The following is a 22,017-nucleotide window of genomic DNA, read 5'->3' as shown; positions in this document are numbered from 1 at the left end:
GCTGCTACCAAGCCTGTATTGCTGGCTGAGGCTTCAACCAACTCATCATTTCAGTACCTTGGGGCAGCCCCCGGATGGGGTGTAAACCGATCCTCTAACTTGTACTGCCCGCGTGCTCCGCTTCGCCTATTTATGTCGTTTAGGGCTTTTGCTCGGGCTGCTGAGCTGGGTAGCAGGCTGCTCCCCTACTCCGCCGCCCACCTACCGCATTGGTTTTTCGCAGAGCGTGAGTTCCGGCGACTGGCGGCAGGCCATGCTGGCGGGTATGCAGCGGGAACTGGCATTTCACCCCGAAATCCAGTTTATGGTGCGGGATGCGCAGAGCAACAGCCGGCAACAGCAGCAGCAAATTCATGACCTGCTGGATGCCGGAGCCGATGTACTGATAGTAGCGCCCAATGAGCCGCAGGCGCTGTCGGCTTCCGTTGAGGAGGCGTACCGCCGCGGGGTACCGGTCATTCTGCTGGATCAGCGTACCAACTCCTCCCACTACGCTGCCTACGTGGGTGGTGATAACAACGGTGCCGGGGCCACGGCCGCCCGCTACGCCGCGCAGCTGCTCCGGCAGCAGGGGGGGGTAATTGAAATAACGGGCACTCCCTCGTCCGTTGCCCGGGAGCGGCACCAGGGGTTTACGCAAGCCCTGCAAGCGTATCCGCGTATGCGCGTAGTTGGCACCATTGTAGGCAACTGGAGTGCAACCTCCCCGCAGCCGGCTCTAACCAAACTTCTGCAGAAGCACCCGGAAACCCAGCTCATCTTCGCGCACAGTGACCTGATGGCGCAGGGTGCCTACGCAGTGTGCCAGCGGCTGGGCCGGGAAGATGTGCGCATTATTGGCATAGATGGTTTGGCTGGCAAGGGCAATGGGCTGGAAATGGTGCAGCAGGGCCGCAGCACCGCTTCATTATTCTACTCACCCGGCGGGGAGGAAGCCATCCGGGTGGCCCTAAAAATTCTGCAGCACCAGGCGTACGAGCGGGAAAACATCCTGGGCACGATTGTTATCGACTCAACCAACGTGCTCACTTTGCAGCAGCAGGCCGCTAAGCTGGCCAGCCAACAGGCGGGCATTGAGCAGCAACAGCACCTGCTGCGCACCCTACAGGCCACTTTTGCCAGTCAGCGCACCGTGCTCTACGGCCTGCTGGTTACACTGGCGGCAGCCCTTGGCCTGGGAGCCAGCGCCTGGCGGGCGGCCCGCAACAACCGCCGCACCAACCAAGAACTGGCCCGACAAAATGCCGCCAACGATGCCATCAATCAGGAATTGGTGCGGCAGAATGAGGCCAACGACGCTATTAACCGCCAGCTTAGTACCCAGAACGAGGAAATACGGGCCCAACGCAACCAGCTGGCGGCTCTGGCCGAGCAGGCCCGCGTGGAAACAGAAGCCAAGCTGCGGTTCTTCACTAACTTCTCCCACGAGCTACGCACCCCGCTTACGCTGATTATGGGCCCGGTGGAGGAAATGCTGACCGGCCGCAACAGCACTGCCCTGCTCCCCACCCAGCGCCACGACCTGGGCCTGATCCGGCGCAGCACCCAGCGCCTGCTGCAACTGGTGAACCAGCTGCTCGATTTCCGCAAGATTGAGGTGGGCAAAATGGCTGTGCAAGCCCGGCCCGACGATTTAGTGGCGTTTGTGCGGGAGCTGGTGGAAGCTTTTGAACCGGCGGCCCGGGTGCAGCAGGTAGTGCTGGCATTTCAGCCTATGGAACCCGCACTGCCGGCATGGCTCGACCGTAATGTGCTGGACAAAGTGTTTCTGAACTTGCTTTCCAATGCCCTGAAATATACCCCCGCCGGCGGCCAGATTACGGTAAGCGTGCAGGCGACCAGTGAGGCTCGCAGCCTACAGGTGCAAGTTACCGACACGGGCCGCGGCATCCGCCCCCAGGATAGTCCGCATATTTTTGAGTGGTTTTACCAGGGCGAGCAGCCAGCCACGGGCAAAGGCTCGGGCATGGGCCTGGCGCTGGCGCAGGGCTTGGTACGGCTGCACCAGGGCCAACTCACCGTCAACAGTCAGTTGGGCCAGGGCAGCACCTTCACCGTTACGCTACCCCAGGAACTGCCAGCGGAGCTGCACAGCCCGGATGCGGCCGAGCCCCTGAACTTCTCCGTGGACGAGCCACTGGCCCTGCCCACCACCGAGGCAGATGTGCCGCCTGCTGAAGCAGAGGCGCTGGTATTGGTGATTGAGGACAATGCCGATGTGAATGAGTTTGTGGCTCGCAAACTGCGCCCCCACTTCCGGGTGCAGTCGGCGGCCGATGGTAAGGCGGGGTTGCAGCTGGCTTTGGAGCTAATTCCGGACCTGATAGTGTGCGACGTAATGATGCCCGGTCTGAGCGGCTTGGAAGTAGTGGCCCGGCTCCGCGCCGACTGGCGTACGTCTCACGTGCCGGTGATATTTCTCACAGCCCGCAATGCCCCTGAGCAGCAGGTGGAAGGCGTGCAGGCCGGAGCCGATGTGTACCTGACCAAACCCTTCAACCCGGCCTTTTTGCTGGAGAGTGTGCGCACCCTGCTGGCCAACCGCGCCCGGCAGCGGGAGCACCTCAGCCGGCAACTGCTGACACTGCCGGAACCGGCCGAAACTCCCAACCCCGACCAAGCATTCATTACGGCCCTCACCGCGCAGGTAGAGGCCGACCTGACCCGCACCGACCTCACGGTGGAGGAGCTGGCGCATGTCTTGGGTTTCTCGCGCATGCAGCTCTACCGGAAAGTGAAAGCCGTGCTCGGCACCAGCATCACCGACTTCATCCAGAACGTGCGCCTGAAAAAAGCCTGTGAGTTACTGCGGGCAGAAAAACTCAGCGTAACGGCCGTGGCCTATGAAGTAGGGTACGCCTCCCACTCCTACTTCTCCAACAGCTTCAAAGCGCGCTACGGAATGGCTCCATCCGAGTTCCGGGCCCGCCATCAGGCTGGAGTGAGTTGAAATAATTGTGCACCAACGGCCTTCATGCTGGGTAAAAATCTAATAAAACGAAGAGTATTTTATCCATATACTTATGAATATCAAACATTTACACATTTATTTCAAGTTGAACACACATTGCACGATTTGAGCATAAGCCGGGAAGCTGAACACTGAATCTTTACAGTATCACTCTATCCGGTTTCCCATCCTCAACTGCTCCTATGACATCCCGTCGTGCTTTTGTAAAGTCCGCTGCCTTGCTCTCGGCAGGCGTGTTAGCGGCTCCGTCCCTGCTGGCAAAGTCGCCCTCTACCATTGGTTTACAGCTGTACACCGTGCGCGACGCCATGCAACAGGACCCCGCCGCCGCGCTGGCCCGGGTAGCCAAGCTGGGTTATAACTCGGTGGAAGGTGCCACCTATACCGGCAACCAGAAGTTCTACGGCATGGAGCCGGCCGCTTTTGCCAAGGTGCTGAAGCAAAACGGCCTCATCATGCCCAGCAGCCACTACCTGTTGGGCGAGCAGGAAAACAACGGCCAGGCCACCCAGGGCACCATTCTGCACGGCTGGGATAAGGCCGTGGACGATGCCGCCAAGGTCGGTATCAAGTATATGGTGTGCGCTTACTTACTGGACTCGGAGCGCGGTGACCTGGACCACTACAAGCTGCTGGCCGAGCGCCTGAATAAGGCCGGGGAGCGGTGCAAAAAAGCCGGCATCCAGATGGCCTACCACAACCACGACTTTGAGTTTGCGGCCCAGAACGGAAAGCTTCCCTACGGCATCCTGCTCAAGGAAACCGACAAGAACCTGGTGCAGATGGAGCTGGACCTGTACTGGGCTACCAAAGCTGGCCACGACCCGGTGGAGCTGTTCAAGAAAAACCCCGGCCGCTTCCCCCTCTGGCACGTGAAGGACATGGACAAGACGCCCCAGCACAGCTTCACCGAAGTAGGCAACGGCAGCATCGACTTCAAGCGCATTTTTGCCCAGGCCAAGGTAGCGGGCATGAAATACTTCTTCGTGGAGCAGGACCAAACGCCCGGCTCCCCCTTCGACAGCATTCAGCAAAGCATTACCCACATCAAGCGCAACCTGGTGTAGCCGGCTGCCATTCGCTTCCCACACTTCCCACCCATTTCTTATGGAAAAGAACACCTATGACGCCATCGTCATCGGGTCCGGCATTTCGGGCGGCATGGCTGCCAAGGAGCTGACCGAAAAGGGCCTGAAAACCATTATGCTGGAGCGGGGCCGCAACGTAGAGCACATTAAAGACTACGTGAATGCCAACAAAAACCCCTGGGAGTTTGCCCACCGGGGGGGCCGCACCGAGCAGATGATCAAGGACTACCCGGTGCTGAGCCGCGACTACACCCTGAACGAGAGCAATCTGGATTTCTGGGTAAAGGAAAAGGAAAGCCCCTACGTGGAGGTGAAGCCCTTTGACTGGTTCCGGGGCTACCAAGTGGGCGGACGCTCCCTGATGTGGGGCCGGCAGAGCTACCGCTGGAGCGAGTATGACTTCGAGGCCAACGCCAAGGACGGCACGGCCGTGGACTGGCCCATCCGCTACAAAGACTTGGCCCCCTGGTACAGCCACGTCGAGAAGTTTGTGGGCATCAGCGGCAACCGGGACGGCCTGCCCCAACTCCCCGACGGTGAGTTTATGCCGCCCATGGAAATGAACTGCGTGGAGAAAGATGTGGCCGCTCGCATCCGCAAAAACTTCAAGGACCGCCACATGGTCATTGGCCGCACGGCCAACATCACCAAGCCCCACAACAACCGCGTAAACTGCCAGTACCGCAACAAATGCTGGCTGGGCTGCCCGTTTGGGGCCTATTTCAGCACGCAGTCGGCCTCTCTGCCGGCGGCCATGGCTACCGGAAACCTCACGCTGCGGCCGTTTTCCATCGTTACCAAAATCATCTACGACAAGGATACCAAGCGGGCCAAGGGCGTGGAGGTGCTGGATGCGGAAACCAACCAGACCTACGAGTACTTCGCCAAAATCGTGTTTGTGAATGCCTCGGCCCTGAACTCGGCCTGGGTGCTGATGAACTCGGCCACCGACGTGTGGCCCGATGGCCTGGGCAGCAGCAGCGGGGAGCTGGGCCACAACCTGATGGACCACCATTTCCGGGCGGGGGCCCACGGCGAAATGCCTGGCTACGAGGACAAATACACCTACGGCCGCCGCGCCAACGGTATTTACGTGCCGCGCTACCGCAACCTGTTCGGGGATAAGCGCGACTACCTGCGCGGCTTTGGCTACCAGGGCGGTGCCGGCCGGGAAGGCTGGGGCCGCGACGTGGCGGAACTCAGCATCGGTGGCGACTTCAAGGACGCCCTTACCGAGCCCGGCAACTGGACGATGGGCCTCACCGGCTTCGGCGAAACCCTGCCCTACCACGACAACCGCGCCTACCTCGACAAAACCAAGAAGGACAAGTGGGGCCTGCCGGTACTGGCCATTGATGCCACCATCCGGGACAACGAGCAGAAAATGCGGGTGGACATGATGAACGATGCCCAGGAAATGCTGGAAAAAGCGGGCCTCAAAAACGTGCGCACCTACAACAACGGCTACACCCTGGGCGGTGGCATTCACGAAATGGGCACTGCGCGCATGGGCCGGGACCCCAAGACCTCGGTGCTCAACCAGCACAACCAGGTGTGGGACGCCCCCAACGTGTACGTAACCGACGGAGCCGCCATGACCTCGGCCGCCTGCCAGAACCCCTCCCTCACCTACCTGGCCCTCACGGCCCGCGCTGTGGACCACGCCGTGGGTGAGTTGAAAAAACAAAACCTCTAACCCCCTGCAACGATGATGAACCGACGTGATGCCCTGGCCCGCGTAGCTCTGCTGATGGGCGGAGTCGTTATCGGGGGCGACTATTTCCTGACCAGCTGCTCCTCCCCCAGCGAGGAAAAAACCAGCGCCAAACAACCCACGACTACCGCCCCGAAAGAGCTGCCAGCCGTGCTGAACGCCGAGCAGGTAGCCTACCTGAACGAAGTCGGCGACACCATTCTGCCCGCCACCAAATCACCGGGGGCCAAAGCCGCCGATGTGGGCGGCTTCATGGCCGTGATGGTGCGCGACTGTTACAAGCCCGAAGACCAGCAAATCTTCAAGCAGGGCCTGACCAAGCTGGAGGATGCCGCCAAGCAGAAGTACAGCAAAGGCTTTATGCAGTTGGACGCCACCCAGCGCACGGCCCTGCTGACGGCCCTGGACGCGGAGCAGAAAAACTACGCCAAAACCAAAACGCCGGAGCAGCCCAACCACTACTTCCGCATGATCAAGGAGTTGACGCTGCTGGGGTACTTCACCTCTGAAGTGGGGGCCACCAAAGCCCTGCGCTACCTGCCCGTCCCCGGCAAGTACGACGGCTGCGTGCCCTACAAAAAAGGCGACCGGGCCTGGGCCACTACCTGAGTTGTAAGCATAGGACGATGTAGAGACGCGACACTTCGCGTCTCGGCATTGAACGACTAGCATCCGCATCGAAAAAACAACATCAGCAACGATTGAGACGCGAAGTGTCGCGTCTCTACATCAACCAGTAACCGCATGAAACTACGACTGGGCATGATTGGCGGGGGCCAGGGCGCGTTTATCGGGGCGGTGCACCGCATGGCGGCCGCTCTGGATGGCCTGTATGAGCTGACTGCCGGTGCTTTTAGTAGCAACCCCGACACTTCCCGGGCCACCGGGCAGGAGCTGGGGCTGGCCCCGGAGCGGGTGTATGGCTCGTATCAGGAGCTAATTGCCGGGGAAGCCCGGCGGCCGGCTAATGAGCGGGTGCAGGTTATCAGCATCGTGACGCCCAACCATTTGCACTTTGCGCCGGCCAAGCTGGCGCTGGAAAGCGGGTTTGATGTGGTGCTGGACAAGCCGATGACGTTTTCCCTGGCGGAGGCGAAGGAACTGCAACAAGTGGTGGCAATTACCGGCCGCAAGCTCTGCCTGACGCACACCTACACCGGCTACCCCATGCTCAAGGAGGCCCGCCACCTGGCCGCTTCCGGGGCGCTGGGCACCATCCGGAAAGTGTACGTGGAGTATCCGCAGGGCTGGCTGAGCAACTTCGAAGAAGGCGGCGCGAACAAGCAGGCCGCCTGGCGTACCGACCCCGCCCGCAGCGGCGTGGCCGGGGCCATGGGCGACATTGGTACCCACGCCTTCAACCTGCTGGAATATGTAAGCGGCCTGCACGTCACTCAGCTCTGCGCCGACATCAACACTGTAGTACCCGGCCGCCAGCTGGACGACGACGGGGCCGTACTGCTCCGCCTGAACAGTGGAGCCAGTGGGGTGCTGGTAGCTACCCAGGTAGCCGCCGGCGAGGAAAACAACGTGCGCCTGCGCATCTACGGGGAAAAAGGCGGCCTTGATTGGCAACAAGCCGACGCCAACACGCTGCTGGTGAAGTGGCTGGACCGGCCCACCGAAATCCGGCGGACGGGCGCGGGCTACCTCAGCGCCGCCGCCCGCCACAACAGCCGCATTCCGGCTGGCCACCCCGAGGGCTACCTCGAAGCCTTTGCCAACCTCTACCGCAACTTCGCCCTGACCCTGCTGGCCGAGCAAACCAGCCACCCCGCCCCACCCGAAGCCCACGACTACCCCGGCATCGAGGACGGCCTGCGAGGCATGGCCTTCATCGAAACCGTCATTGCTTCGGGCCGCTCCACGCAGAAGTGGACTGACTTTACTGTCTAGCCGCCCTTTATGATTGAACGTCATGCTTCGCTCCGCTCTGCATGACGTCCTACACAGCTAACAGCCCGTAGCTAACAGCTCAAAGCATGAAAACTATTAAAGGACCCGGCATTTTCTTGGCCCAGTTCATCGGCGACCAGGCCCCGTTCAATAGCCTTGCCAGCATCTGCGAGTGGGCGGCGGGCCTGGGCTACAAGGGCGTGCAGCTGCCTACCCTGGACAGCCGCTTCATCGACCTGCAACTGGCCGCCGAAAGCCAGGATTATGCCGACGAAGTGCGTGGTACAGTACAGGCCGCCGGCCTGGAAATCACCGAGCTATCCACCCACCTGCAGGGCCAACTGGTAGCCGTAAACCCCGTGTATGACCAGCTGTTTGATGGGTTTGCGCCGGAAGCGGTGCGCGGCAACCCGGCCGCCCGGCAGCAGTGGGCGGTGCAGCAGCTGAAGTACGCGGCCCAGGCTTCGCAACGGCTGGGGCTCACGGCCCACGCCACGTTCAGCGGGGCGCTGCTCTGGCCCTACATGTACCCCTGGCCCCAGCGCCCGGCCGGCCTCGTGGAAACCGGTTTTGACGAGCTGGCGCGCCGCTGGCGGCCCATTCTGGATGTGTTCGACGAGTGCGGCGTGGATGTGTGTTACGAAGTGCACGCCGGCGAGGACCTGCACGACGGCGTGAGCTACGAGCAGTTTCTGGAGAAAGTAGACCATCACCCCCGGGCCTGCCTGCTCTACGACCCCTCCCACTTCGTGCTGCAGTGCCTGGACTACCTGGAGTACATCGACATCTACCACGAGCGGATTCGGGCCTTTCACGTGAAGGATGCCGAGTTTAACCCCAACGGCCGCCAGGGCGTGTACGGGGGCTACCAGAGTTGGGTAGACCGGGCTGGCCGCTTCCGCTCCCTGGGTGATGGGCAGGTGGATTTCAACGCCATTTTCAGCAAGCTGACGCAGTACGACTACCCCGGCTGGGCCGTGCTAGAGTGGGAATGCGCCCTCAAACACCCCGAAGACGGTGCCCGCGAAGGCGCGCCCTTCATTCAAAACCACATCATCCGCGTCACCGACAAAGCCTTCGACGATTTTGCCGCCTCCGGCATCGACGCGGCCCGCAATAAGACGCTGCTCGGCCTCTAACCTTTCCGAACTCCCCATGAAAAACGCCTTTCTCCTCCTGACTTTCTGCGCCGGCCTAGCTTCCTGCGGTTCCGAAACCGATAAGCCCGTCGCCAAGGAGTCCTACACCCTCGCCGACGAAGCCGAAACCGCCCAGGACAGTACCACCGGTGCCAACCTCAGCGCCGTGGCTCGTCAGCCCCAGGTAGATACCAACGCCACCAAAATAGGCACCACGCCCACCGGTACGCCCGCCGCTGACGGGGCCAAGCTCATTGCCGGCTCCGACTGCACTACCTGCCACCGCGACAATGAAAAGCTGCTGGGGCCGGCCTACAAGGATGTAGCCGCCAAGTACCCCAACACGCCCGCCAACGTGACCATGCTGGCCAAGAAAATCATAACTGGCGGCAGCGGCAACTGGGGCGACGTGGCCATGACGCCCCACCCCGGCCTCTCCCAGAAAGACGCCGAGGAAATGACCCGCTACATCCTCAGCCTGAAGTAAAAGCTGCAGCTGCACGCCCCCTAGTCCGTCATGCTGAGCTTGCCGAAGCATCTCTACCGCTTCGGGTGAGGCTTTTCAACGAAGCAGTAGAGATGCATCGAATTCGCTCAGCATGAGAGTTACCATTCCAACGCCAGCACGCGAGATTCCTCGGCTGCGGCTGTGCCTTCGCTCGGAATGACGTTCCGCGAAACGCTCTGTTAACCCAACCTCGACCCAATTCCCAAATCCCACGCCCACCTGCTTATGACCTCTACAATCCGGGTAAAACTGTCCCTCATGATGTTCCTGGAGTTTTTCATCTGGGGCGCGTGGTTTGTCACGCTGGGCACGTATCTGCTGCGCAATCTGGGGGCCTCGGGCACGCAGGTAGGCGTGGCGTTCCTCACCCAATCCATTGGGGCCATTGTGGCGCCGTTCATCGTGGGCCTCATTGCTGACCGTTTTTTCTCGGCTCAGAAGATTCTGGGCGTGCTGCACCTGGCCGGGGCGGTGCTGCTGTGGCGAGCCTCGCAGGCTCCGGATTTCGGCAGCTTCTACCCCAGCATCCTCACCTACATGATTCTGTACATGCCCACGCTGGCGCTGGTAAACTCCATTGCCTTCCGGCAGATGCAGAACCCCCAGAAGGAGTTTGCCCCCATCCGGGTGCTGGGCACGCTGGGCTGGATTGTGGCCGGCCTTACCATTGGCTGGCTGAACTGGGAGCAGAGCAACAGCCTCCAGCTTACCTTTCTGATGGCGGCCGGCGCTTCGGCCCTACTGGGCGTGTTCAGCTTCACGCTGCCGGCCACGCCACCCGTGAAGAAGGGCCAGTCCAGCTCTGTGGGGGATTTGCTGGGGCTGGATGCCATTGGAATGCTGAAAAACCGCTCCTACCTCACGTTTTTCCTGGCTTCCATTGCCATTTGTATTCCGCTGGCGTTTTACTACGGCTTCACCAACCCCTTCCTGAACGAGGTGGGCATGAAGGGTGCCGCCGGCGTGCAGAGCCTGGGGCAAGTATCGGAGCTGCTGTTTATGCTGGCCATTCCGCTGTTTTTCAGCAAGCTGGGCGTAAAGAAAATGCTGGCTATTGGCATGGCGGCCTGGGTGCTGCGCTACGTGTGCTTTGCTTACGGCGGCGGGGAAAACGGCTACTGGCTGCTGATTGCGGGCATTGTGCTGCACGGCATCTGCTATGATTTCTTCTTCGTGACGGGCCAGATTTACACCGACAACCTGGCCGGCGAGCAGTTCAAAAGCTCTGCCCAGGGCTTCATCACGCTGGCTACCTACGGCGTGGGCATGCTCATCGGCACCCTGCTCTCGGGCCGCATCTTCGACCAGTACCAGCTGGCCGCCGGGGCCCACGACTGGCGCATGATCTGGCTGATTCCGGCCGGTATTGCCGCCGCTGTGCTGGTGCTGTTCCTGCTGCTGTTCAAGGAGCGCAACACCGTCCCTGCTTCCCCCGAAACAGCCGGCGCTGATACTGCTCCGCGCCTGGCCAACGCCAACTAGCCCATATATGGCTACCACTTGGAACCGCCGCGCCGCCCTGAAGGGGCTGCTGACCACTACCGCTGCTGTAGGCACCATAGGCTTGGCCGAGGCATGTACGCCCAATGAAAAACGCACCTCTATGCCTGCCGCTCTAAAAGGAAACATCCGCCAATCGGTGTGCCGCTGGTGCTTCGCTGATTTGTCGTTGGAGCAGTTGTGCGCCGCCGCCAAGGACATGGGCATCCGGGGCATTGATTTAGTAGGCCCCCAGGAGTGGCCCACGCTGAAAAAGTACGGCTTGGATTCGCCCATGTGCAACGGCGCGGAAATCAACCTCACCGACGGCTTCAACGACCCGCAGTTTCACGCCCGCCTGCAAAAGCAGTACGCCGACATGATTCCGCAGGTAGCCAAGGCCGGCTACCGCAACCTTATCTGCTTCAGCGGCAACCGCCGGGGCAAAACGGACGAGCAGGGCTGGACGAATTGCGTAGCCGGACTCAAGCCCTTACTGAAGCTGGCCGAACAGCACAACGTGGTGCTGGTAATGGAGCTGCTCAACAGCAAAATCGACCACAAGGACTACCAGTGCGACCGGACCGCCTGGGGTGCGGAGCTAGCCAAACGCCTCGGCTCCGAGCACTTCAAGCTGCTCTACGACATCTACCACATGCAAATTGATGAGGGCGACGTCATCCGCACCCTCACCGAGCACCACCGCTATATTGCCCACTACCACACCGCCGGCGTGCCCGGCCGCCATGAGTTGAACGACGCCCAGGAACTGAATTATCCGGCTATCATGCGTGCTATCCAAGCCACCGGTTTCCAAGGCTACGTAGCCCAAGAGTTTATCCCCACTCAGTCCGACAAGCTCGCCTCCCTGCGCCAAGCTGTGCAACTCTGCGACGTGTAAGGTGATTTGGCCCGATTTTTACCAGTTATCATTCCGAACGACGCGAGGAATTTAGGTGCACCGTTTAGCGGCAAACCCAGATTCCTCACGTCGCTCGGAATGACAATAAAATGCAGGCCTTTATAGCCTACACTCTCTCTTCTCAACACCGCATCCCATGAAACTCCCACTTCTGACAGCCGCACTGCTCAGTATTTCCATGGCCACCTATGCTCAACAAACCGGCAAACCAGAGGACACCGAAGTGTGGAAGCCGGAGCCCAAAACAGTGGTTGGGAAGCTGAAGACTACCCCGCCCCCGGCTAAGGCCATTGTGCTGTTCGATGGGAAGAATCTAAATGAATGGGTATCGGCCGATGACCGTACCCAGCCGGCCCAGTGGACGGTGGCCGACGGCCTGCTGACGGTGGACAAGCCCAAGGGCAACATCGAAACCAAGCGCACTTTCACCAACTACCGCCTGCACCTAGAGTGGCGCGTGCCCGCCGATATCACCGGTCAAGGCCAGGTGCGCGGCAACAGCGGCGTATTCCTAGCTTCTCTGGGCAAAGGCGACCTGGGCTACGAGCTGCAAATCCTGGACCCCTACCAGAACCCGACTTACGTGAACGGCATGGCGGGCAGTATCTACAAGCAGCGTATTCCGCTGGCCAACCCCGGTCGCAAGCCCGGCGAGTGGCAATCATACGATGTGTGGTGGACAGCCCCCACCTTTAAGGCCGATGGTACGGTGAACACCCCGGCCCGCGTAACGGTAGAATTCAACGGTGTAACGGTGCAGAAGAACGTGGCGCTGGCCGGCCCCACCCGTTACATTGGCCCGCCCCAGTACGAGGCCCACGGCGCCGCCCCTATTAAGCTCCAGTCGCACGGCGACCCGAGCGCCCCGCTCAGCTTCCGCAATATCTGGGTGCAGGAAATGAAGTAGCTAATTGGAGGTTAAGAAGCCCTGCAGTAGCAAAGAGCCCGTTATCCTCGGCCGAGGATAACGGGCTCTTTGGCTTCGTTCCAAACGGGAGCTTACTTGTTGGCTGCTCCTTCCACCAACATTCCCTCCCGCTCGTGCACCAGCCCAAACGGCTCGTCACGCACAATGATGATACCGTCCAGGTCGCACACGTCGGCCAGGGCGCTAAGCTGCACCGCCGACCAGATGCCCAGCGACGTTTCTACCATGCAGCCTATCATAGTTTGCAGGCCGTGGGCGCGAGTTTCCTGCAAAATCCGGAGGCCGTTTAGGTAGCCCCCGGCTTTCATCAGCTTCATGTTTACTCCATCAAATTGCCGGGCTATGTCGGCGAAATCGGCCTCGTCGGTTACCGATTCATCGGCAAATACCGGGCAGTTCAGCTGGCCTTTCAGGGCGCGGTAGTCGGCAGCACAGATGGCGGGCAGGGGTTGTTCCAGTAGGCGCAGGTTCAAGCCTGGCAGCTGCCGAATTTGCTCCCAGCTTTGGTGCAGGCTGTCGGCATCAGTCCAGGCTTCATTACCGTCCACAATCAGTGGATGGCCGGGCAGTAGGCGCGTTACCTCCCGCAGCAGGTCCACGGCACCCTCCCGGTTCACCTTCACTTTCAGCACCGGGAAGCGGCTCAGCTGTTGGGCTTCCAAGAAACTGGCCACCTCCCCGGGCTCCATAATGGGCAAGGTTGCGGCCGTACCTACCGCCACAGCCGGGGCCGGTATACCCAGCCACTGCGGCACCGTCTGGCCCAAGCGGGCTGCTTCCCGGTGTACAAACGCCGACTCTAACGCAAACCGCAGGGCGTGCGCTGGTTGGTGGTGGCCAAGGAAAGTGGTTAGCTCTTCTACTGTCTCGCACTGGCTTAGGCCGGCCGCCTGCAGCCGCGCAAATTGCTCTTGCAGGCCCTCGGGGGTTTCACCATAGCGCACGTTGGGAGCCGCCTCGCCCCGCCCCTGCCAGCCCCCGCCGGCTACCGTCAGCAACAGGTTGGTTTTGAAGGTGGAGGAGTTACGGGAGATTTTCCAGGTGTAGCGCAGGGGCAGTTGCAGGGTGGTGAGGGTCCAGGTGAGCATGGGTGAGAACTGCTAGAACGGCAAAAAAGTGGCGGCCAGATGCTTGGTAGGCGGCACTAAGTGGGAAATTTACTAACCAGCGGGCCAAGCTACGGCATCAGGTACAGTTCTCAGCCCCGATAAACCTATCTTTGTCCGGTTCCCACTGTTTTTCTTTCCCTGAACTGCCGCGCATGAAGTTTTCGCGACTCTCGCTACTTGTACTTATCCTGTTTCTGGTAGCGGCTGTACTCACGGTACTAGCTGCTCAAACGCCCCCCGCCCTCAACCCGAAGGTGGCGTTTGTAGTCCGCTGGCTGGCCCTGGCCGGCCTCATTGCACTGGCCATTCAGCGCCGCTCTATCACCTTCTGGATTGTGGTGAGCATGCTGGTGGGTGCCGAAATCGGCCACGACTTCCCCAAGCAGGCCGTGGGTCTGAAAGTCCTCAGTGACGTATTTCTGCGGCTGGTAAAAACTATTATTGCTCCGCTGGTATTTGCCACGCTGGTAGTGGGCATTGCCGGCCACGCCGACCTGAAAAAGGTAGGCAAAATGGGCCTCAAGGCGCTGGTGTACTTTGAAATCGTCACCACGTTTGCCTTGTTCATCGGGCTGGCCGCCATTAACCTAACCAAGGCCGGTGAAGGCGTAGACCGCAGCGGTATTGCCGCCGACACCGAGCAACTGGCCACGGTGAAGCAGTCTACTGCTGACATCATTCTGCACATCTTCCCCGAGAATATTGCCAAATCCATAGCCGAAGGGCAGGTGTTGCAAGTGGTGGTGTTTGCCATCATTTTCGCCATTGGGCTGGCCATGGTGCATCAGAAACACCGCCAGCCCATGCTGCAATGGACGGAAAGTCTTTCGGAAGTGATGTTCAAGTTCACCAACGTGGTGATGTTCTTCGCCCCCCTGGGCGTGGGTGGGGCCTTGGCTTACACAGTGGGCAAAATGGGCTTTGCTCCGTTGCTCAACGCCTTCAAACTACTGCTCACTCTCTACGGCGCCCTGTTCGTTTTCCTGTTGTTGGTGCTGGTGCCCATTGCCCTCATTGCCCGTATCCCACTTAAGCGCTTCGTGCAGGCCATTGCCGAGCCAGTGAGCATTGCCTTTGCCACTACTTCTTCCGAAGCGGCCCTACCCCGGGCCATGGAAGCCATGGAAAGCATTGGCGTACCCCGCCGCATTGTGGCCTTCGTGATGCCCACGGGCTACTCCTTTAACTTGGATGGCACCACACTCTACCTTTCCCTGGCAGCCATTTTTGTAGCGCAGGCGGCCGGCGTTGATTTGACTTTCGGGCAACAGCTTGTAATGGTATTTACGCTCATGCTCACATCAAAGGGCGTGGCGGGTGTGCCACGGGCTTCCCTGGTTATTCTGCTGGCTACGGTAGCGTCGTTCAACCTACCCTCCTGGCCCGTGTTTATTATTTTGGGAATTGATGCCCTCATGGACATGGCCCGCACGGCCGTAAATGTAATCGGTAACTGCCTGGCTACGGCCGTAGTAGCCCGTTGGGAAGGGGAGTTTATCGACAATTACGTGGCTCCCGAGCCGTTGCAGGACTTGGCGGAGGCCGATAGCACCCTGGCGCAGCACGCTCACTAGCCCGGCAAGGATTAGTTTCCTTTTTTGGGATTCCCGCTTCCAGTTCTGGGGGCGGGAATGTTTTTGTGGCATGGTATGTAGTGTCGGCTGAACGGCTGATTTTAGGTCACTCGCCGAGTTTTTGCGTAATTCCGTCTGCGTAAGCACGTTTGCGCGTGTTACGTGGTTATTTTTGGATTCCTTCCTGATTAATAGCCTCACTTACACATTCCACTCTCTATGGTGAACCGTTCCGCTCCCCTCCTGTGCCTGCTGGGTTTTCTGGGTCTTACGGGCTGTAAATCAACGGAAAAGGCCGTCTTCCAAACTATTCGCTCCAATAACTCGGTGGCGTTGGGGCGGCTACCCAAGCTGGAGGCGGTAGTGGAGCCCGGCCCCCTAAGCATGGCCGAAAGTGAAGGCGCCCTGCCCGATGACGCCAGCAAGGTATTTCGCCAGGAGCTTTCTTACCATTTAGCTGAACCCCAGGAAGATACTGTGCGCTATGGTTATGCCAAGTTCACGGTAACCAAGGCTGAGCAGCAGCGCACTGGCCACGTGTTCCAGGCCTTTCAGATGATTACCCTCATGACGCCTAGCTTGCTGGGTATTCCGCTGGAGTGGTACCGCACCAACGTAACGGCTGAGGTACAAATCATCAATGCCCGGGGCGAGGTTATTGGCACCTACACCGGCACGGGCCGCAGCAAAGTGCGCGTGGCCATGTACCACGGCTACAGCCAGTCGAAAGCGGCCCGCCTCTCCGATGTAAAGGCCATGCGCCTGGCCCTCGATCAGATTCGGCCGAAGCTGGATGCCGATGCCGATACCTTGCGCCTGCAACTAGCTACTTCTGGCCCGGTGGAGGAAATTACCGGCTCGGCCGCTTTAAAGGAAGACAGCACAAGCAATAGATAACCGAACATAGGCGCCGCGACTTATACGGCACCCGCAGCCCCGTACCCCTAAGCAAGGCAGTAACAAGCCTTTTTCGGGGTGCGGGGTTTCGGTTTTTTTGGATGTTCCTGGTTGAAATCAGGCTGGCTGCGGCTGAGAGTCAGGTCTATTTATTCTGTTGCCTTACGCCAAAAAAAACAACCTGCAAGCCCGGCCGGCCGGAGATATAGCCTACCTTTGTTTCCCGTTATGCCAGACCGAAATTCCACTTCCGCGGCTGCCACTACGGCCAAATTCATTTTTGTAACGGGCGGCGTTACTTCCTCGCTGGGCAAAGGCATCATTTCGGCCTCCCTGGCCAAACTGCTGCAGGCCCGCGGCTTCCGGGTTACCATCCAGAAGTTCGACCCCTACATCAACATTGACCCCGGCACGCTCAACCCCTACGAGCACGGCGAATGTTACGTAACCGACGACGGGGCGGAAACGGACCTCGATCTGGGCCACTATGAGCGTTTCCTGAACGTACCCACCTCCCAGGCCAACAACGTCACTACCGGCCGCATCTACGACCACGTGATTACCAAGGAGCGGGAGGGCGCCTATCTGGGCAAAACCGTACAGGTAGTGCCCCACATTACCGATGAGATTAAGCGGCGCATGCTGCTGCTGGGCCAGACCGGGCAGTTTGACGTGGTGATTACCGAAATCGGGGGTTCCATTGGCGACATTGAAAGCCTGCCCTTTGTGGAATCGGTGCGGCAGCTACGCTGGGAACTGCCCGAGAACAGCTCCCTGGTAATTCACCTGACCCTGCTCCCCTATCTGAAGGCGGCCGGGGAGCTGAAAACCAAGCCCACCCAGCACTCGGTGCGGGATTTGCGCAGCGCCGGTTTGCAGCCCGATATTCTGGTGTGCCGCTCCGAGCACCCGATTCCGGCCGAAATGCGCCGCAAAATTGCCTTGTTCTGCAACGTCAACATCAATTCCGTTATCGAGAGCCTGGATGCTGACAGCATCTACTCAGTGCCGCTGCTGATGCTGAAGGAGCACCTCGATGAGCGGGTTATCAAGAAGCTGAAGCTACAAGGCGGCGCCGCCCAACCCGATCTGGACGTGTGGAAGGAGTTTCTGGGCCGGCTGAAAAACCCCACCGAGGAAGTCACCATTGCCCTGGTGGGGAAATACGTGGAGCTGCCCGACGCCTACAAATCCATTATTGAGGCCTTTGTGCACGCTGGGGCTCAGAATGAGTGCAAAGTGACCGTGCGCAGTATTCAGAGCGACCACCTAAGCGCCGAAAACGTGGCCCAGCAGCTACACGGCGCGGATGGGGTGCTGGTGGCACCCGGTTTTGGTGAGCGGGGCTTCGAGGGCAAAATTGCCGCCGTGCAGTACGTGCGCGAAAACAACATCCCGTTCTTTGGGATTTGCCTGGGTATGCAGGTGGCCGTAGTGGAGTTCGGACGCAACGTGCTGGGGCTGAAAGACGCCTCCTCCACCGAAATGGACGCCCAGACGCCCAACCCCGTTATTGCCATGATGGAGGAGCAGAAAACCGTGACCCTGAAAGGCGGTACTATGCGTCTGGGAGCCTACGACTGTGAGCTGCGCCGGGGGTCCAAGGCCGCCAAAGCCTACGGCCGCAACCACATCAGTGAGCGGCACCGCCACCGCTACGAGTTCAACAACGAGTACCTGAAGCAGTACGAGGAGGCCGGTATGCTGGCCTCGGGCCGCAACCCCGAAACCGGGCTGGTAGAAGTAGTGGAACTGGCCAACCACCCCTGGTTTGTGGCCGGCCAGTTTCATCCCGAGCTGAAAAGCACCGTGCAGAACCCGCACCCGCTGTTTGTGCGCTTCGTGAAAGCAGCTATCCAGTACCGGAAAGGGTAAAAAGCAGAGTAAATCCGCTTCTCATCCTGAGCTTGCGAAGGATCTTAGGGCGTGTTTGGGACTGTATAAAAACGCTGTTTCTGTTATGCTGAGCGAAGTCGAAGCATCTCTCCCGCTTCGTTGAAATGCGCCCGCACGAAGCGGGAGAGATGCTTCGACTTCGCTCAGCATGACAATTCCCAAACACGCTCCTATTACATCAGCACGGGTCATTACTACGGTTGTTGTGCCAGCGTGACAAAATCCTTCGCAAGCTCAGGATGACAGGCGGTTGGCATTTAATCTACTGACAAAAAAGGCCGCGCGAAAAATATTCGCCTGACAACTCCGACCTTTACGCCAGGGCCGCCGGATTTTTGCTGGTGGCCCTGCTTCTCTCTTTGTTTGCTTCACCATTACTTAAATGGACAGAAATTCAGCAATTGGCGTCTTTTTGATGGCCGCCTTGCTTCTGATTTATCTTCAGTTTGCGCCTAAGCCGGAACCAGAAAAGGCCGCTCCGGCCAACACTACGGCTGCGGCCCGCGCAGCTAAGGCAACTCCCGCTGCCCCCGACTCGGTGGCGCTGGCCCGGCAGTTGGGCACCTTTGCCGCTGCCGCCCAGGGTGCCGCCCAAACCACGGAGCTGAAAAACGACCTGCTGACGGTAACCCTCTCCTCGAAAGGGGGCCGCGTAGAAGCCGTGCGCCTCAGCAAGTACAAAACGTTCTTTGGCCGCCCCCTGGACCTGTTCGATGCCAAAAGCGCCCAGCTGGATACCCGCTTCCGCACTACCGACGGCCGGCAGGTGAAGCTCTCGGACCTGTATTTCCGGGCCGAGCCCCAGGGCAGCAACGGCCTGCGCTTCGTGGCTGATGTGGCCGGCGGCCAGATTGAGCAGACTTACACCCTGCCCGCCAACAGCTACGAGCTGAGCTACAACCTGCGCTTCAACGGCCTTTCCTCGGCCGTGGCCCAGGAACCGCTCACGTTCACCTTCGTGGATAACGTGCGCCAGACCGAGCAGGACCGCAAGCAAAACCGCAACCACACCACCATCAACCGCTACCTAAGCTCCGGCGAGCATACGGCCTTGGCCGAAACTTCGGAAACGCCTGAGGAAATCAAAGTAGCGGAGCCGATGAAGTGGGTGGCGCACAAGCACGACTTCTTCGTGGCCGGTATCATTGCTGACAACCAGTTCAGCTCAGGCCAGTTGAACTCCACCGTTGACCTGAACGATACAACCTACATCAAAACCCTGACCTCGACGCTGGCCATTCCGGCCGCCGATGTGCAGCAGGGCAAGGCGAACTTCCGCTTCTACTTCGGTCCCAACTCCTTTAACATTCTCAAGGAAGTAGCTCCCGACTTCGACCAAAACGTGTACCTGGGCTGGGGCCTGTTCCGCTGGGTAAACCGCTTCGTGGTACTGCCAGTGTTCCACTTCCTGGAGCAGTTCATCGGCTCCTACGGCATCATCATTGTGCTGCTAGTAGTGCTCATTAAGTTGGTTACCTGGCCCCTCACGTACAAAACCTACGAGAGCCAGGCTAAGATGAAGGTGCTGAAGCCGGAACTGGACGCCATCAAGGAGAAGTACCCCGACGACCAGGTGAAGCAGCAGCAGGAAACCATGAAGCTGCACCAGAGCATGGGCGTGAACCCGCTGAGTGGCTGCGTACCCACGCTGCTGACGATTCCGATTCTGTTTGCCATGTTCCAGTTCTTCCCGAACGCCATTGAACTACGCCAGCAGCCCTTCCTCTGGGCCCACGACCTGAGTACCTATGACGACCTGATCAAGCTGCCCTTCACGGTTCCCTTCCTGGGCAACCATATCAGCCTGTTCACGGTGCTCATGACCCTGTCTACGCTGGCCATGACCTACCAGAGCAACCAGAGCAACCCCGCCGCCATGCAGGGCCCGATGAAGTTCTACAGCTACCTGATGCCGCTGGTGTTCTTCTTCGTGCTCAACAGCTTCGCCGCCGGTCTGACGTGGTACTACCTGGTATCCAACCTGGTGACGATGGCCCAGCAGGCCATTACCCGCCGCTTTGTGGATGACACCAAAGTGCGCGCAAAGCTGGAAGCCAACAAGGTGAAGAATAAGGACAAGAAACCCACCGGCTTTGCCGCCCGCCTTCAGGATGCCATGAAGGCCGCCCAGGAAAAAGAAGCGCAGAACCGTCCAGGCAACCGCACCACTGCTCCATCCAATGACGACGACACGGACGTAGAGCCTGGCACGGGCGCTTCGGATATTTCGCCGAAAAAGCGCCGCAAAACGCGCCGCCCCTAAAGCTGCTACTGCAGTAAGCTTACTGAAAACGCCCCGTGGCTTGTTAGCTGCGGGGCGTTTTTTCTGGCACCAAGTTTGGCTATAGAGTTTTACCTATATTTCCTCTCCTCACTTTCCTGCGTTGGTATGCGTGCTTTCCTATTTGCTCCGTTTATTGCCCTGCTGGAGTTATCTGCTTTGCCGGCCTGCACGGTAAATCATTCCGTGCCTGCGGCTACCGCCGTACCCACTGCTCCTGCCAGCCTACCAGCTCCGCCCACGGATGGGCGGCCTGTTGCTGGCGCGCCCGTGCAGGCCGTGCCAGTGCTTACATTTGGCAAAACCCCCTGCTTCGGTAAATGCCCCCACTTCACGGCCCAGATTTATGCCGATGGCCGCATGCACTACGAAGGCTTCAAGTACGCGCCCGTGGAAGGCACCTATGATATGCAGCTTGGTGCGGCCGTGGTAAAAGAGCTTATGCAGGCCGCCGAGGCCCGGCAGTTCCGCAGCTTCAACGCCGAGTATGGCAGCGGTGCTTCTGATATGCCTTCTACCGGACTCACGATTACCTACCCGGATGGCTCCAAAAAATCGGTAAGGGCTGAGGGCGACGCCCCGGCGGAGTTGCAGCAGCTATTCGCCCTAGTTAACGCCCGCATTGAAAAAGCCCTGAGTACCGTGAGTGCCAAGTAGCCACACGCAGCAGCACGAAAAAAGCCACCCCAAAGCGAGGTGGCTTTTTTTCGTGTTCGGTAGCTGGGCAATGCCGGTGTTAGCCCTTGCGGGCTTCGTCGTAGCGCCTAGTTACCTCGCCCCAGTTCACCACGTTCCAGAACGACTTGATGTAGTCCGGGCGCTTGTTTTGGTGCTTGAGGTAGTAGGCGTGCTCCCACACATCGAGGCCCAAAATAGGGGTACCGCGCTGGATACCGGCCACATCCATCAGGGGGTTGTCCTGGTTGGCGGTGGAGGTAATCATGAGCTTGCCGGCCTTCTTATCATAAATCAGCCATGCCCAGCCCGAGCCAAAGCGGCCGGTGGCGGCTTTGGTGAATTCCTCGGTGAACTTTTCATAGGAGCCGAAGTCCTTGTTGATGGCCGCCGCCAGGCCGCCAGTGGGCTGCCCCCCACCCTTGGGCGAGAGAATTTGCCAGAAGAACGAGTGGTTCCAATGGCCGCCGGCGTTGTTGCGGATAGCATCGGGCTGCTTGCCGGCCGATGCCAGCAGCTGGGCCAGGCTCATTTTCTCTTCGGGCTTACCTACCACGGCTTCATTCAGCTTGGACACGTACGTTTTATGGTGCGCATCGTGGTGAATTTCCATGGTTTTGGAGTCGATGTGCGGCTCCAGAGCATTGAAGGCGTAGGGCAGGGCGGGCAGCGTGAACGGGCCGTCGGCTATGGGCGTGGCCCGGGCTTCGCGCAGCAGGTTTTCTTCGTGAGCGGCCGCCAGCACGGCGGGGCTCACCAGCGCGCCCACGGCCGTGAGCAGGGCATTTTTCAGGAAATCTCGCTTCAGCATGAGAGTAGAAGAGAAGAAACAGTGGACAGGAACATGGGCCGGCACGCAGGAAGCCAGCCAGGCCCAAGGTAGAACTACTTACCCGGTTTGGTAGTTTCCTGTTGCGTTTCGGGGCTACTTTTGTACAAG

Annotated in this window: 17 protein-coding genes; 15 read left to right on the top strand and 2 right to left on the bottom strand. The window is 59.6% G+C overall.

Annotated features, from left to right (window positions below):
* The first annotated feature begins 112 nt into the window (after nt 1–112).
* From ROI90_RS12640 to ROI90_RS12595, 10 genes are all read left to right on the top strand, one after another.
* Nucleotides 113–2,950 carry a hybrid sensor histidine kinase/response regulator transcription factor gene (locus ROI90_RS12640; protein WP_315998712.1) on the top strand — a complete coding sequence of 946 codons (2,838 nt, stop codon included), beginning with the start codon at nt 113–115 and terminating at the stop codon, nt 2,948–2,950.
* 203 nt (nt 2,951–3,153) lie between these two features.
* Complete coding sequence (locus ROI90_RS12635) at nt 3,154–4,038, top strand: sugar phosphate isomerase/epimerase family protein (RefSeq protein ID WP_315998711.1); 885 nt, start codon at nt 3,154–3,156, stop codon at nt 4,036–4,038.
* A gap of 40 nt (nt 4,039–4,078) precedes the next feature.
* A complete protein-coding gene (locus ROI90_RS12630; protein WP_315998710.1) occupies nt 4,079–5,755 on the top strand; it encodes a GMC family oxidoreductase in 1,677 nt (558 codons plus the stop codon).
* A gap of 12 nt (nt 5,756–5,767) precedes the next feature.
* Nucleotides 5,768–6,382: a gluconate 2-dehydrogenase subunit 3 family protein gene (locus ROI90_RS12625; RefSeq protein WP_315998709.1), complete on the top strand. Its 615-nt coding sequence runs from the start codon at nt 5,768–5,770 to the stop codon at nt 6,380–6,382.
* A 135-nt stretch (nt 6,383–6,517) separates the two neighbouring features.
* Nucleotides 6,518–7,669: a Gfo/Idh/MocA family protein gene (locus tag ROI90_RS12620; protein WP_315998708.1), complete on the top strand. Its 1,152-nt coding sequence runs from the start codon at nt 6,518–6,520 to the stop codon at nt 7,667–7,669.
* An 86-nt stretch (nt 7,670–7,755) separates the two neighbouring features.
* Nucleotides 7,756–8,808 (top strand): sugar phosphate isomerase/epimerase family protein, encoded by a 1,053-nt coding sequence (locus ROI90_RS12615; RefSeq protein ID WP_315998707.1) that lies wholly within the window; start codon nt 7,756–7,758, stop codon nt 8,806–8,808.
* A gap of 16 nt (nt 8,809–8,824) precedes the next feature.
* A complete protein-coding gene (locus ROI90_RS12610) occupies nt 8,825–9,295 on the top strand; it encodes a c-type cytochrome (RefSeq protein ID WP_315998706.1) in 471 nt (156 codons plus the stop codon).
* 246 nt (nt 9,296–9,541) lie between these two features.
* The gene (locus ROI90_RS12605) at nt 9,542–10,798 is read left to right on the top strand and encodes a nucleoside permease (protein WP_315998705.1); all 1,257 of its coding nucleotides are present in this window, start codon (nt 9,542–9,544) and stop codon (nt 10,796–10,798) included.
* A 7-nt stretch (nt 10,799–10,805) separates the two neighbouring features.
* Nucleotides 10,806–11,696, top strand: coding sequence for a hydroxypyruvate isomerase family protein (locus ROI90_RS12600; protein WP_315998704.1), 891 nt, complete (start codon nt 10,806–10,808; stop codon nt 11,694–11,696).
* Between the two features lie 157 nt (nt 11,697–11,853).
* Nucleotides 11,854–12,624, top strand: coding sequence for a 3-keto-disaccharide hydrolase (locus ROI90_RS12595; protein ID WP_315998703.1), 771 nt, complete (start codon nt 11,854–11,856; stop codon nt 12,622–12,624).
* Between the two features lie 92 nt (nt 12,625–12,716).
* Here the strand turns inward: ROI90_RS12595 and ROI90_RS12590 are convergent, their stop codons facing one another.
* On the bottom strand, nt 12,717–13,733 hold the full coding sequence (locus tag ROI90_RS12590; protein WP_315998702.1) for an enolase C-terminal domain-like protein: 1,017 nt from the start codon (nt 13,731–13,733) through the stop codon (nt 12,717–12,719).
* Nucleotides 13,734–13,906: 173 nt separating this feature from the next.
* Between ROI90_RS12590 and ROI90_RS12585 the strand changes: the two genes are divergently transcribed.
* The 5 genes from ROI90_RS12585 to ROI90_RS12565 all read left to right on the top strand — a co-directional run bounded on the left by ROI90_RS12585 (nt 13,907) and on the right by ROI90_RS12565 (nt 21,059).
* Complete coding sequence (locus ROI90_RS12585) at nt 13,907–15,328, top strand: dicarboxylate/amino acid:cation symporter (protein ID WP_315998701.1); 1,422 nt, start codon at nt 13,907–13,909, stop codon at nt 15,326–15,328.
* A gap of 219 nt (nt 15,329–15,547) precedes the next feature.
* Nucleotides 15,548–16,225, top strand: coding sequence for a hypothetical protein (locus ROI90_RS12580; protein ID WP_315998700.1), 678 nt, complete (start codon nt 15,548–15,550; stop codon nt 16,223–16,225).
* 228 nt (nt 16,226–16,453) lie between these two features.
* Nucleotides 16,454–18,100, top strand: a complete 1,647-nt coding sequence (locus ROI90_RS12575) for a CTP synthase (protein ID WP_315998699.1) — start codon at nt 16,454–16,456, stop codon at nt 18,098–18,100.
* Between the two features lie 403 nt (nt 18,101–18,503).
* A complete protein-coding gene (gene yidC / locus ROI90_RS12570; RefSeq protein ID WP_315998698.1) occupies nt 18,504–20,384 on the top strand; it encodes a membrane protein insertase YidC in 1,881 nt (626 codons plus the stop codon).
* A gap of 126 nt (nt 20,385–20,510) precedes the next feature.
* On the top strand, nt 20,511–21,059 hold the full coding sequence (locus ROI90_RS12565) for a DUF6438 domain-containing protein (protein WP_315998697.1): 549 nt from the start codon (nt 20,511–20,513) through the stop codon (nt 21,057–21,059).
* Between the two features lie 79 nt (nt 21,060–21,138).
* Here ROI90_RS12565 and ROI90_RS12560 read toward each other — a convergent pair whose 3' ends face one another.
* Complete coding sequence (locus ROI90_RS12560; protein WP_315998696.1) at nt 21,139–21,888, bottom strand: superoxide dismutase; 750 nt, start codon at nt 21,886–21,888, stop codon at nt 21,139–21,141.
* Nucleotides 21,889–22,017 lie beyond the last annotated feature (129 nt).

This window comes from Hymenobacter endophyticus, assembly GCF_032464715.1.
GTDB lineage: Bacteria > Bacteroidota > Bacteroidia > Cytophagales > Hymenobacteraceae > Hymenobacter > Hymenobacter endophyticus.
Note: the sequence above shows the minus strand (reverse complement) of the source record. Positions and strands in the feature narration are given on the sequence as shown.

Coding starts and splice junctions, on each gene's coding strand:
- ROI90_RS12585 (WP_315998701.1), top strand. CDS start 13,907: ATGAAGTTTTCGCGACTCTCGCTACTTGTACTTATCCTGTTTCTGGTA.
- ROI90_RS12600 (WP_315998704.1), top strand. CDS start 10,806: ATGGCTACCACTTGGAACCGCCGCGCCGCCCTGAAGGGGCTGCTGACC.
- ROI90_RS12580 (WP_315998700.1), top strand. CDS start 15,548: ATGGTGAACCGTTCCGCTCCCCTCCTGTGCCTGCTGGGTTTTCTGGGT.
- ROI90_RS12590 (WP_315998702.1), bottom strand. CDS start 13,733: ATGCTCACCTGGACCCTCACCACCCTGCAACTGCCCCTGCGCTACACC.
- ROI90_RS12575 (WP_315998699.1), top strand. CDS start 16,454: ATGCCAGACCGAAATTCCACTTCCGCGGCTGCCACTACGGCCAAATTC.
- ROI90_RS12620 (WP_315998708.1), top strand. CDS start 6,518: ATGAAACTACGACTGGGCATGATTGGCGGGGGCCAGGGCGCGTTTATC.
- ROI90_RS12605 (WP_315998705.1), top strand. CDS start 9,542: ATGACCTCTACAATCCGGGTAAAACTGTCCCTCATGATGTTCCTGGAG.
- ROI90_RS12560 (WP_315998696.1), bottom strand. CDS start 21,888: ATGCTGAAGCGAGATTTCCTGAAAAATGCCCTGCTCACGGCCGTGGGC.
- yidC (WP_315998698.1), top strand. CDS start 18,504: ATGGACAGAAATTCAGCAATTGGCGTCTTTTTGATGGCCGCCTTGCTT.
- ROI90_RS12565 (WP_315998697.1), top strand. CDS start 20,511: ATGCGTGCTTTCCTATTTGCTCCGTTTATTGCCCTGCTGGAGTTATCT.
- ROI90_RS12625 (WP_315998709.1), top strand. CDS start 5,768: ATGATGAACCGACGTGATGCCCTGGCCCGCGTAGCTCTGCTGATGGGC.
- ROI90_RS12615 (WP_315998707.1), top strand. CDS start 7,756: ATGAAAACTATTAAAGGACCCGGCATTTTCTTGGCCCAGTTCATCGGC.
- ROI90_RS12630 (WP_315998710.1), top strand. CDS start 4,079: ATGGAAAAGAACACCTATGACGCCATCGTCATCGGGTCCGGCATTTCG.
- ROI90_RS12595 (WP_315998703.1), top strand. CDS start 11,854: ATGAAACTCCCACTTCTGACAGCCGCACTGCTCAGTATTTCCATGGCC.
- ROI90_RS12610 (WP_315998706.1), top strand. CDS start 8,825: ATGAAAAACGCCTTTCTCCTCCTGACTTTCTGCGCCGGCCTAGCTTCC.
- ROI90_RS12635 (WP_315998711.1), top strand. CDS start 3,154: ATGACATCCCGTCGTGCTTTTGTAAAGTCCGCTGCCTTGCTCTCGGCA.